This is a genomic window from Paenibacillus contaminans (assembly GCF_003285015.1).
GTDB lineage: Bacteria > Bacillota > Bacilli > Paenibacillales > NBRC-103111 > Paenibacillus_V > Paenibacillus_V contaminans.
In genome coordinates, this window is record NZ_QMFB01000007.1 from 23,079 (window position 1) to 35,065 (window position 11,987).

General features: G+C 51.4%; 13 protein-coding genes. 10 read left to right on the top strand and 3 right to left on the bottom strand.

Going from position 1 to position 11,987, the window contains the following annotated elements; translation table 11 throughout:
* Positions 1–23 precede the first annotated feature (23 nt).
* The gene (locus tag DQG23_RS13625; RefSeq protein WP_113031409.1) at positions 24–644 is read left to right on the top strand and encodes a YdcF family protein; all 621 of its coding nucleotides are present in this window, start codon (positions 24–26) and stop codon (positions 642–644) included.
* Here the strand turns inward: DQG23_RS13625 and DQG23_RS13630 are convergent.
* Positions 641–1,408, bottom strand: a complete 768-nt coding sequence (locus tag DQG23_RS13630; protein ID WP_113031410.1) for a GNAT family N-acetyltransferase — start codon at positions 1,406–1,408, stop codon at positions 641–643. The genes DQG23_RS13625 and DQG23_RS13630 overlap by 4 nt on opposite strands.
* A gap of 297 nt (positions 1,409–1,705) precedes the next feature.
* Here DQG23_RS13630 and DQG23_RS13635 point away from each other — a divergent pair, with 297 nt between their 5' ends.
* The 5 genes from DQG23_RS13635 to glnA all read left to right on the top strand — a co-directional run bounded on the left by DQG23_RS13635 (position 1,706) and on the right by glnA (position 7,450).
* The gene (locus tag DQG23_RS13635) at positions 1,706–2,677 is read left to right on the top strand and encodes an AAA family ATPase (protein ID WP_113031411.1); all 972 of its coding nucleotides are present in this window, start codon (positions 1,706–1,708) and stop codon (positions 2,675–2,677) included.
* Positions 2,678–2,722: 45 nt separating this feature from the next.
* Positions 2,723–4,072, top strand: coding sequence for a GTPase HflX (gene hflX, locus DQG23_RS13640; RefSeq protein ID WP_113031412.1), 1,350 nt, complete (start codon positions 2,723–2,725; stop codon positions 4,070–4,072).
* A 186-nt stretch (positions 4,073–4,258) separates the two neighbouring features.
* The gene (locus DQG23_RS13645) at positions 4,259–5,518 is read left to right on the top strand and encodes a methionine gamma-lyase family protein (protein ID WP_113031413.1); all 1,260 of its coding nucleotides are present in this window, start codon (positions 4,259–4,261) and stop codon (positions 5,516–5,518) included.
* 79 nt (positions 5,519–5,597) lie between these two features.
* A complete protein-coding gene (locus DQG23_RS13650) occupies positions 5,598–6,011 on the top strand; it encodes a MerR family transcriptional regulator (protein WP_113031414.1) in 414 nt (137 codons plus the stop codon).
* A 107-nt stretch (positions 6,012–6,118) separates the two neighbouring features.
* Complete coding sequence (gene glnA / locus DQG23_RS13655; protein WP_113031415.1) at positions 6,119–7,450, top strand: type I glutamate--ammonia ligase; 1,332 nt, start codon at positions 6,119–6,121, stop codon at positions 7,448–7,450.
* Positions 7,451–8,032: 582 nt separating this feature from the next.
* Here glnA and lexA read toward each other — a convergent pair.
* Positions 8,033–8,656, bottom strand: coding sequence for a transcriptional repressor LexA (lexA, locus tag DQG23_RS13660; protein ID WP_113031416.1), 624 nt, complete (start codon positions 8,654–8,656; stop codon positions 8,033–8,035).
* A 279-nt stretch (positions 8,657–8,935) separates the two neighbouring features.
* Here lexA and DQG23_RS13665 point away from each other — a divergent pair, with 279 nt between their 5' ends.
* The 4 genes from DQG23_RS13665 (at position 8,936) to DQG23_RS13680 (ending at position 11,196) form a co-directional block, all read left to right on the top strand.
* Positions 8,936–9,301 (top strand): LysM peptidoglycan-binding domain-containing protein, encoded by a 366-nt coding sequence (locus tag DQG23_RS13665; RefSeq protein WP_113031417.1) that lies wholly within the window; start codon positions 8,936–8,938, stop codon positions 9,299–9,301.
* Between the two features lie 305 nt (positions 9,302–9,606).
* Positions 9,607–9,795: a DUF896 domain-containing protein gene (locus DQG23_RS13670; protein ID WP_113031418.1), complete on the top strand. Its 189-nt coding sequence runs from the start codon at positions 9,607–9,609 to the stop codon at positions 9,793–9,795.
* A gap of 63 nt (positions 9,796–9,858) precedes the next feature.
* Positions 9,859–10,374, top strand: a complete 516-nt coding sequence (locus tag DQG23_RS13675; RefSeq protein ID WP_113031419.1) for a hypothetical protein — start codon at positions 9,859–9,861, stop codon at positions 10,372–10,374.
* Positions 10,375–10,392: 18 nt separating this feature from the next.
* Entirely contained in the window at positions 10,393–11,196 is an 804-nt protein-coding gene (locus DQG23_RS13680; RefSeq protein WP_113031420.1) for an HAD-IA family hydrolase, read from the top strand.
* Positions 11,197–11,260: 64 nt separating this feature from the next.
* Here the strand turns inward: DQG23_RS13680 and DQG23_RS13685 are convergent, their stop codons facing one another.
* Positions 11,261–11,800 carry an acireductone dioxygenase gene (locus DQG23_RS13685; protein WP_113031421.1) on the bottom strand — a complete coding sequence of 180 codons (540 nt, stop codon included), beginning with the start codon at positions 11,798–11,800 and terminating at the stop codon, positions 11,261–11,263.
* Positions 11,801–11,987: the final 187 nt, after the last annotated feature.

Sequence of the window (11,987 nt, forward strand, 5' to 3'; positions counted from 1 at the left end):
TGCCTGGAGAGGAGAAGCGAACGATGCGGAGTAAGAAGCGGCAGCGGCTTCGATGGATCCTCAGGTTGGGAATCCTCGGTTTCGTCTTGCTTGCGATATGGACCGTGTATGTCCAATGGAAAATACAAGCCGCACAGTTCGGCGAAACGAAAGCGGCCGATGTCGGTATCGTACTGGGAGCGGCGCTTTGGAACGATAAGCCGAGCCCGGGGCTTAGGGAGCGGCTCGACCATGCCCTTGCGCTGTACGAGCAGGGCAAATATCCTCGGCTGATCGTCAGCGGAGGGCTGGACGGCAACAGCTCCAAGCTAACGGAAGCGGAGGGCATGAAAAATTATTTGGTCGAGAAGGGAGTGCCGGCCGAGAGCATTTTTCTTGAGAACGAAGCGACTAGCACTTATGAAAATTTATTGTTCAGCCAAAAGATCATGGAACAAAACGGATGGCGCTCCGCCGTTATCGTAACGCATCATTACCACGGAGCCAGAGCGAAGGACATCGCAGCCTTCATCGGAATGCGCGAAGCCGACGTCGATACGGCGGATTCGCGCGTGATGAATATGACTTGGCATAACGCCAGGGAGACGCTCGCGTATACCAAATGGGAGGTCGACAAGCTGCTCATGCGTGTCGGACTTCGCTAGCTTTTCACTTTATAATGATAGTCGAACAGATGAGTGAAGCCGATCTTCGCATATAAGCGCAAGGCGGCTTCATTGTCTTTCACAACCTGCAAATATAAGCCGTCGGCGCCTTGCCCGCAAGCCCAGTCGATCAGTACCTTCATCAGCTGCAGGCCTACGCCTTGGCGGCGAAACGATTCCGCAACGGCAATGTTCATAAATCCCGCCCATCCGCCTTCGACGACTGCCGTTCCGACTGCTGCCGGCGTTCCGTCAACCTCGAACGATGCGAAGCGGCGATTCGGCTCGATTGCCGTAAATATGCGCTCGTATGCATGCCTGCGGCTCTCCTCATAGCCTTCGCAAGCTAAAAAGTGATTGAGCCACTCCTCATTCGCATATTTATAAAGCATGACGCGAAATCGGCCTTCAGGCTCCGGCAGGCTGCGCGAAGCATTTGCATCCGCAATGAGCAACGAGGTATGCATATCGTCCAGGTATCCTTCCGATTCCAAAGCCGCGTCCAGCCAAGGCGGCGAGGCGGGACTAATATGAAACCGCGCAGGCAAACCATGACCCGCATAAAAATCTTCGACCTCCCGCAGCCAATCGCTGTCTTCGGGAGGCTTGCCGACCGCAAGGACGGAATTCGCTCTCCGCGTTACGCCGTTTGCGGCCCGCAGCCGCCATTCGCCGAGTTTCCGGTCTACCGCCGCCGGCCATGTATTGGCCGCCAGTCGCTCAAGCAGAGCGATTTGTGTTAATGGATCTTGTGAATTTGTCATGCTGGTTCAGCTCCCGCGAATAGATTACAAGGATAGGGACCGCGATAACGACGATTGTACATTTCACAGCATGATTATTCAATAACGTTTTTACTTCAGCGTCGGCTTTTTTTACCGTTATTGCGGCTGCCGGGCGGGAAATAACCGTTATAGCCATTTGATCGGCTCCCGGCCAGTGGTTTTCAAAGGATGAATATGGTACAGTTTGAAGCAAGACGACCGGATCTCCTCTCATTCTCCGTTACAAGGGCGCTTGCGCAATCTGCCAACACACTTCAAACTCCGAGGTGAACGTTTATGAGCGGACGCGTCATTGCGACGTCAGACAATGCGACCGGCGGCAAAATATCGAGACAAATCAATGTCGTGCTGCGCAATCCGGAGCCCCCCGCACCTTTGGCGGAGCCGGAGCAATTGGTGGGCGGCAAGCCGGTGCCCGCAACCGGCAAGCTTGGCGATATATTCCGCGAGCTGGAGCAAATGGTCGGCTTGGAATGCGTCAAGGATATCGTGTTCGAGGTATACGCCTTGCTTCAGATTGGATTAATTCGCGCCGAAGTCGGACTGCTGCAAAGTGCCCAGGTGTTCCATATGGTATTCAAAGGAAATCCGGGCACCGGCAAAACGACCGTCGCCAGAATCGTGGCCCGGCTTTTTCAAGAAATGGGCGTGCTGAGCAAGGGGCATTTGATCGAAGTGGAGCGTGCGGATCTCGTCGGGGAATATATCGGGCATACGGCGCTAAAAACGCGGGAAATGGTCAAAAAAGCGATCGGCGGCATCTTGTTTATCGACGAGGCGTATAGTTTGGCGCGCGGCGGGGAAAAAGATTTCGGGAAAGAAGCGATCGATACGCTTGTCAAAGCGATGGAGGATTACAAAAATCAGTTCGTGCTCATTTTAGCCGGTTATCAGGATGAGATGGAAACCTTCCTCCAGACGAATCCGGGCTTGCCGTCCCGTTTTCCGATTCACATCGAATTTCCCGATTATTCCGTCGATCAGCTGATGTTAATCGCCGATCTGATGGCGAAGGAACGGCAATATGTGCTTTCGCCGCAAAGCGAGCAGAAGCTGCGCCAGCATTTGACGCAGGAGAAGCAGAAGTTCGCCGAGATTTTCAGCAATGCGCGCTATGTGCGCAATACGCTGGAGAAATCGATCCGTCATCAGGCGGTTCGGCTGCTGCAGCAGCAGCTGCAAACCTATTCGAAGCAGGAGCTGATGACGCTGCGGCCGGAGGATTTGCGTTTGGATAAGAAAAAGTAACGGGCTTGAGCGACTGCGGTCATACATGCAAGGGGGTAATGATAAATGAAACAGACGATCCACGATGTCGAGGGAACGATGGAAGAAAAAGCAGTGCTGGTCAGCCTGGTCACGAACGAGTTGAAAAGGACCGATTTTTCCTCCGAATACTCGCTGCAGGAACTTGTTAATCTTGCGGAGACGGCCGGCGTCGAAGTGCTCGAGACGATGGTCCAAAATAAAGAAAGCGCCGATACCAAATGGTTTATCGGAAAGGGCAAGGTTGAGGAATTAAAAATGATGCTCACTGAGCTCGGGGGCAATACGGCTATTTTCGATCAAGAGCTGTCCGGCGCGCAGGTACGCAATCTGGAAGAGGCGCTCGACGTAAAAATTATCGACCGTACCCAGCTGATTCTCGATATTTTCGCGCAGCGCGCCAAGACACGAGAAGGTATACTGCAGGTAGAGTTGGCTCAGCTCAGCTACTTGCTTCCAAGGCTGTCCGGCCAGGGCAAAAACCTGTCCCGGCTTGGCGGCGGCATCGGGACGCGGGGCCCGGGCGAATCGAAGCTCGAAATGGACCGACGGCATATACGCGAACGGATTTCCGAGCTGAAGAGACAGCTGCAGGAAGTCGTAAGGCATCGCACGCTTCATCGCGAACGCCGCAAGAAGGCGGGAATTTTCCAGGTGGCGCTCGTAGGGTATACGAATGCGGGCAAATCGACGATTTTGCGCCAACTCACGAATGCGGACGTTTACGTGGAAAATCAGCTGTTCGCCACGCTCGATCCGACTTCCCGCAGCCTGGAGCTGCCGGGCGGCAAAGAGATCGTGATGACCGACACGGTCGGTTTTATTCAAAATTTGCCTCATGATCTCGTCGCGGCTTTCCGCGCAACGCTCGAAGAGGTATGCGAAGCCGACCTCGTTCTGCATGTCGTGGACAGCTCGAGTCCGATGCGCAGCGAGCAAATGAAGGTCGTCGGCGACGTGCTGCAGGAGCTTGGCGCTCACGGGAAAGAGCAAATTACCGTGTTTAACAAAATCGATCTTTGCGGTGCGGCTGAATTGGAAATGCTGACGGCCGACAGCGATTCCGTTCGCGTATCAGCCTATAATAATGCGGATTTGGAACGTTTGACGTTTGCGATACAGGAGAAGCTGCTTGGTGATACGAAGACGTTCCGTATCCCGGCCGATCGCGGCGATTTGATCGCGAAGCTGTATCGCATCGGCGACGTGCTCGAGCAAGAAGCGGAGGAAGAAAGCTTGCTGTTCAAGGTTCGGGTAAACGCAGACGATTATGCCAAATCGGGTTATATGCTGACGGCATATGAGCTTGACCGAACGGCGGTACCTTCGCAAAACGCCGAAGATGGAACGGGTACAGTCGAAGTTTTTGACAGATAGCGTTATAATGGATGATAAATCCGCCGCTTGGCGTTCATATGCGCCGTAGCGGCGGTTTTTTATAATTAAAGAATACAGGTTTCGCATATCAAATGCTTTGTTCAAAGGGAAACGCGCGCGTCCAAAAAGACGATGAAGACGTTTATTCTTGTGTGCAGGAAGAGGAAAGGGAGAGCGGGAACGGTCATGACATTTTCAAAGCAGATCATGGATTGGATGGAGCAATCGGAAGAACGGATAGAGGATAGATTGAAGGCGGTCGACAAGCTGATCGATGCGAATCAGTGGAAGGTGATACAAGCTTTTCAAAAGCATAAGGTGAGCGACTATCATTTTGCCTCATCGACAGGTTACGGGTATAACGATCGCGGGCGGGAGGTGCTCGATCTGGTGTATGCCGACGTTTTCGGAGCGGAAGCCGCGCTTGTCAGGCCGCATTTCGCATCCGGCACGCATACGATCGGGACGGCGCTGTTCGGCGTCCTGCGTCCGGGCGATCGTCTGCTGTATATAACGGGCAAACCTTACGATACGCTCCATAAAGTAATCGGAACGGCGGGAGACGGGCGCGGCTCGCTTGGCGACTGGGGCGTCGAGTACGGGGAAGTTCCGCTCGCGGAGGGCGGCCGGCCGGATTGGGCGGGTATCGAGGCCAACATAACGGCGAACACAAAGGTGATCGGCATTCAAAGATCACGCGGTTATGATTGGCGGCCGTCGTTTTCGATCGAGCAAATCGGTGAAATGGTCCGTTTCGTGAAAAAGCTTAAGTCGGACGTCATCGTTTTCGTGGACAACTGTTACGGGGAATTCACCGAGGCGGCGGAGCCGACGGAAGTCGGAGTCGACTTGATCGCAGGCTCCCTTATCAAAAACCCGGGAGGCGGAATTGCGCCGTCCGGAGGTTATATAGCCGGGAAGCAGGAGTATGTGGACTTAGCGGCTTATCGGTTGACCGCTCCCGGAATCGGCGGCGAAGTAGGCGCTATGCTCGGGGCGACGCGCAGCATGTATCAAGGGCTGTTTCTGGCTCCGCATCTGGTCGGACAAGCGGTGAAGGGAAGCATTTTCGCTTCGGCCATGTTTGAAGAGCTCGGCTTCGAGACGCATCCGCGCTGGCAGGATCCGCGCACCGATTTGATTCAAGCGATCCGCTTTACAGGGCCCGAGCATCTTATCGCTTTCGTGCAAGGCATTCAGAAGGCGGCGGCCGTCGACTCGCACGTCGTTCCGGAGCCGTGGGACATGCCGGGTTACGAGCATCCCGTTATTATGGCTGCCGGCACCTTTATTCAAGGGGGAAGCCTCGAGCTTTCGGCTGACGCGCCGATCCGTGAACCTTACATCGCATATATGCAGGGCGGATTGACGTATGCGCATGTAAAGTTCGGCGTTTTGACAGCCATACAACATTTGGTCGATCGGAAGTTATTGAATATTTTGTGATTAAACCTAACATGTGTTGACACCTTTTTGTAACAAAGGTACAATATATGGTATGAAACGATCACAGGAGTGATTTGCTATGAGTGATGATATTCGTCGCAATATGGCATTATTTCCGATCGGCATCGTGATGAAGCTGACCGATTTGACGGCAAGGCAGATCCGTTACTACGAACAACATGAGCTGGTTATGCCCGCACGTACCGGAGGCAATCAACGGTTATATTCCTTTAACGACGTCGAGCGGCTGCTCGAGATTAAAAGCTTGATCGAGAAGGGCGTCAACATTGCTGGCATTAAGCAAGTGCTGCTGCCGATGTCCGAAAGCTCGGAGGAAGCGACCGTCATTAACGAACAATCGGAAGTGAAGCGCAAGGAGATGTCCGAAACTCAACTGCGCAAGATGCTTAAACGGCAGTTGCTGGGCGGCGACAAGCGGCTTGGACAGGTTTCGTTGATTCAAGGCGAGCTATCGCGATTTTATAAAAGATAACGTTTCGCCGAACTATGCTATAATGTTTTGTGTGCTTTTTGGCAGGAACAAGCCCCTGGGCATTCGTTTTACTTTATGGGGATTACTATTGAGGAGGAAATCGCAAGATGGTCAATTACACGAAAGAAGACATTCTGCGCATTGCCAAGGAACAGAACGTTCGCTTCATCCGTCTGCAGTTTACCGATTTGCTGGGCTCCATCAAAAACGTCGAAATTCCGCTTAGCCAATTGGAGAAGGCGCTCGACAACAAAATGATGTTCGACGGCTCTTCGATCGAAGGTTATGTTCGGATCGAAGAATCCGATATGTACTTGTACCCGGATTTGAGTACTTGGGTCATCTTCCCATGGGTTACCGAAGATCGCGTAGCCCGTTTGATTTGCGACATTTACCTGCCGGACGGCAAGCCGTTCCCAGGCGATCCGCGTGGCATTTTGAAGCGTGCGCTGCAATCGGCCGAAGAAATGGGTTACACGGCGATGAACGTAGGTCCGGAGCCGGAGTTTTTCCTGTTCAAAACGGACGAGAAGGGCAACCCGACGATGGAGCTGAACGACCAAGGCGGTTATTTCGACTTGGCGCCTACGGACCTCGGCGAAAACTGCCGCCGCGAAATCGTGCTCACGCTCGAAGAAATGGGCTTCGAAATCGAAGCTTCCCATCACGAAGTGGCGCCCGGCCAGCATGAAATCGACTTCAAATATGCCGACGCCATCAAGGCGGCCGATCAGATTCAAACCTTCAAGCTGGTTGTCAAAACAATCGCAAGACAGCACGGCTTGCATGCGACCTTCATGCCGAAACCGTTGTTCGGCGTAAACGGATCCGGCATGCACTGTCATCAGTCGCTGTTTAAAGGCAACGTGAACGCGTTCTACGATGAGAAGGATAAGTTGGGCTTAAGCGCGACGGCCCGCCATTACATGGCCGGTATTTTGAAGCATGCCCGTTCTTTCACCGCTATTACGAATCCTACGGTGAACTCGTTCAAACGTCTGGTTCCCGGATATGAAGCTCCTTGTTACGTGGCTTGGTCCGCGAGCAACCGGAGCCCGATGATCCGTATTCCGGCATCCCGCGGTTTGAGCACACGCGTAGAGGTTCGCAACCCGGATCCGGCTGCCAACCCGTACTTGGCGCTGGCTGTCATGCTGAAAGCAGGACTCGACGGCATTCAGAATAAATTGGCTCTGCCGGCACCGACGGACCGCAATATCTATGTGATGAGCGAAGAGGAAAGGGAAGAGCAAGGCATTCCGAGCTTGCCGTCCGACCTCAAAGAAGCGCTGCAGGAGCTGATTCGCAATGATGTCATTTGCGAAGCGCTCGGCGAGCATGCGCTGACTCACTTCTTCGAGCTCAAGGAAATCGAATGGGACATGTACCGCACGCAAGTACACCCATGGGAACGCGAGCAGTATATTACGTTGTATTAATCGAGGAAACTTATATATTACGCGGTTTAAGTGAAGTTGTAGGATGCGGGCTTTCGGGATGCTTGGTTAACTCCACAGCATGGTCTGAAAGCCCGCATTTTTTAATTGCTTGAAAATATCCCCCGCTGCGGGATGCGACTATCGGATATTAATCCTCTGGAGTACGGTCAAGGTATAAGCGAGTTACTTCCGTTGATTCGCTTTCCTTGATTTCTTCCTCTGAAGCATCGTCTTCAAGCGTGTTATGCGTATCCATTCCAGGTGCAACAGTCGGTCATCATGTTCGAATTTTCGATTGTTTTTGTGTTCTTCATTTGTCATATGAATCACTCCTTTTTTTGATTTATTATTTGCATGTGCGTATGAAAAGTATCCTTTACCAAAATTGCTAATGCGCCCCCAGTTGAAAATGACATTATGCTTTGTCGTTTTCTCTTAATCGGAGCGAACTGATAGCAGTATATAATTACTTGATACAAAAGCTGTCTTTGAAGTTTTTAAAAACGAAATGGAGCCACCCTTAGGTGACTCCATCTTTGCTATGTTCCGATATTCGCTTAAACCGGCCGATCCGTCTGAAAACTAGTGAATGTTGCGGAAGACGCCGATAACTTTGCCGAGAATGGTTACGTGCTTTAAGCGAATCGGCTGCATGCTTTCGTTCTGCGGCTGCAGGCGAATATGGTCCTTCTCTTTGTAGAAGGTTTTGACTGTCGCTTCGTCGTCTTCGGTCATCGCTACGACAATGTCGCCGTTGTTGGCGGTTTGCTGCTGACGAACGATAACGAGATCCCCGTTATGAATGCCTGCATCGATCATACTTTCCCCTACGATGTTAAGCATAAACACCGCGTCGTCCTTCACGACATTATTCGGAAGCGGGAAGTAGTCTTCGATATTTTCCGTAGCTGTAATCGGCATCCCTGCCGTAACTTTACCGACGACTGGAACTCTTGTGAAGGAGAACGAGAAGTTTGCCGCCGATTCGTCTTGAAGTCCGAGTACTTCGATTGCGCGAGGCTTCGTCGGGTCGCGGCGAATCAAGCCTTTCTTCTCCAGACGCTCCAAATGCCCGTGTACGGTCGAGCTGGATGCGAGGCCTACCGCTTCGCCGATTTCGCGAACGGAAGGCGGATACCCTTTATCGCGGACTTCGTTCTTAATGAAATCAAGAATCGCCTGCTGACGATTTGAGATTTTCCCCACCGAAAACCCTCCTAAACTTGGTAACTATTTAACGATATTATAGCACAGAACCGGAGTTCGTACAAACATAAGTTCGAGTTTCTGTTCGCATTTAATTTGCGGACGATCGATTGCGGGAGGCGGCGATTTCAAAGCAACGCGCCATTCCCGGCACCTTGGATAAGCATAAAAAAATGCGAACAAGAAAAGGGAACAAATGTTCTAAAAATGTGTTGACACAAACAATTGTTCGTATTATGATGAGAACATAACAGAACAAACGTTTGGGGGCCATTATTCATGAATACAACTGTCAACGTAAAGCGTCTTAATGCGAACAGAGTCAATCGTAATCAACCGGCATCCGTTTCTCATAAAAAACTTGTCCGTCTCGCTTTTTTTCTACTGGCTATACTTGTCTCGTTTTCTTGCGGCGCTATTTTCAAAAGCTATGCTTCTGCACAGGACGAGTCCTCTGCACCGGCATCCTTCTATGCCGAAAAGTCCAAAGTCGTAGATGTCGTGAAAGGCGATACCTTGCTGAAGATTGCACGCGAACATGCTCCTAAAGATGCGAACATTCATGCGTATGTCGATAAAATCAAGAAGCTGAACGGACTTAAGAGCGCTATGCTTCGGGAAGGACAAATTTTAGAGCTTCCATAATTTCCGCACGTCGCAACCCCGGTGCCCGGTCACACTGCGGCTGTCAAACTGATGGATAGCTATAGAAGCTTCAAATTCACGTTACATATTTTATTGGTTCATGTATGACACCTGCCGTATCGGACGGACAGGTGTTTTTTTGTTTACCGGGCACTTATCAACAACCCAAAAAACAAGATTTCACGCACTCCCTTGCGAAATCTTGACAAGTACGGCATTGAAATGGCAAAGTAATAAAGATTGGGCTATGATTACGGAAGGTATGATGGAAAGCCTTCCTTGAAGGCAGAGCGGGGGGATAATGAATGAACATGGATCAAACGGTCGAGCGGATCAATGAATTGGCCCGCAAGGCAAAAACCGTAGGTTTGACCGAGCAAGAGCTGGAAGAGCGCAACGAGCTTCGTAAGCGTTATATCGAGGCGTTCAAATCCTCGCTCAAGACGCAGCTTGATTCCATAAAGTATGTGGAAGACGAAGAGAAGAAAGAGTAACGACGGGATTGTCAGGTTTGTTCGCATTCGCACTAGCGCTATCAAGAGAATGGGGGTCTCGTCATGTCCCGGTCATGGGAACGTATGGTCGAGCGGAATCAGAAGAAGGTCAACAAAGCCCGGGTCAAAAGCGGCCGCGGCTCCATTTCTTCAGCAGGTACCGAGGAGATGCGCAAATTCAAGGGGCGCAGTTACATGCTGCCGCTCGTATTATGCAGCCTTGGGGTATTTTATATGGTAGCATTCGGCGGCGTATATGAAGGGGATAATACGTTCTGGTTTACGTCGATCGCCTATATTTTGCTCGGCGCATTCGTTTTTCTTGTGAGGAGGCCGTTCTTGTCGATCGGCAAAACGAAAATCGTATCCCGCCGTTTTACCGGGGATAAGGTGCTTCAGGCGGCGGATATCGAAGAGATCGTGATCTCGCCCGGCTATGTCGTCGTTCAGATGAAAGAGAAAAAGCGCCGCTGGGTATTCTCCAAGCTGATGAATCTTTTTGACATTGCAGGGATGCAAGCGGAAGTGAAGCAGTTCGCCCAGAAAAACAATGTTCCTTTAAAAGAAGAAGAGAAATGATACGGGGGAGAGTAAGCTATGACGATCAAGGCTGTATTGTTCGATCTTGACGATACGCTGCTATGGGATGACCGAAGCGTGAAGGAAGCGTTTGAAGCGACATGCCGGGAAGCGGCTGCGCGTTATCCTGAAATCGATCCGGACAAGCTTGAAGAGGCTGTTCGCCATGAGGCGCGGGCGCTTTACGAATCGTTCGAGACGTTCCCGTTTACGAAAATGATCGGGATTAATCCCTTTGAGGGCTTATGGGCGAATTTCGGCACCGATCATCATGAACAGTTCCGCAAGCTCGGCGATCTGGCTCCGGGATACCGGAAGGAATCATGGACGCGCGGACTTAAGGCAGTCGGTGTGGACGATGCGGAGCTCGGCGCGATTCTTGCGGAGAAGTTTCCTGCGGAACGCCGGTCGAGACCTTATATTTATGACGAAACGTTCCGCGTTCTGAATGACTTGAAAAAGAAGTACAAGCTGCTGCTGCTGACGAACGGCGCTCCGGATCTGCAGCATGAGAAAATTGCCGGCGTTCCGGAATTGGATACGTATTTCGATCACATTGTTATTTCGGGAGCGCATGGCGAAGGGAAGCCTGCCGAATCGATTTTCAAACATGCGATGGAGCTGCTCGGGATCGAAGCGTTTGAAGGCATTATGATAGGGGATAAGCTGACTACCGATATTCTCGGGTCCAATCGTGTGGGAATGCACAATGCGTGGATTAATCGGCACGGCGTCAGCCGCAGTGACGAAATCGTTCCGAAGCACGAAATCGCTAGCCTGGATGAGCTTCAAGCAATCATAAACGGCATCGATAAAAAATAATAATAAAACCCGTCCTCTGTTCTTACAGTCGGGCGGGTTTTCGTTATTGTTCCGAGCGTCGGGACTACTTGTTGAAAGACGCATCGGCGAACGGGTGGGCAATCCAGCCTTCCGTTTCGATGAAGAGGCGAACGGCGACGATTTGCCGATTTTCCATCAAGGTGAAAAAGTGCGGCTTATGCTCAGGTACGGAGATGACGTCGCCGGCTTCCAGCTCAACGTCGAAATAGCCGACATCGTCCGTGCCTTTGATAATGAAAATCCCTTTGCCTGCTGCGATTGCGCGAACCTCATCCTCGGTGTGGGTATGCACCTGTTCGAATTTTTTGAGCAATTCCTCAATGTTAGGCGTAGCGTCGGATAAAGCGACGATATCCCATGTCCGGTAACCGCGGCGTGTTGCCAAGTCACGGATCTCCTCGTCAAAAGTGGACAAGATTTGGGACTTTTCCTCGTCGGAAAGCACGAATTTATTTTGCAGCTCCGTCGGAAGTTTGTTTGCATTCCAGTGCTCGTAAAGCACCTCCTGATTTTCCAGGAACGCTTTGACGTTCTCTTCTCCGCTGATGCGCTCGTTCGTATTTCTTATACGTATTTCAGCCACTGCTAAACTCCTCCTTCTCCCATCTAAATGCCCGCATATTTTCGCATACGTATATGCGAGTACCCGGATTGACCGCGGGGGGATCACCCGAAACGATAAGTGAACTAAATTTATTATAGTAGAATACCGTCAAGTTGTCGATGCGCACCGGTATTATGACCAAGCCTAGGAGGGCTTCTCAGGTATA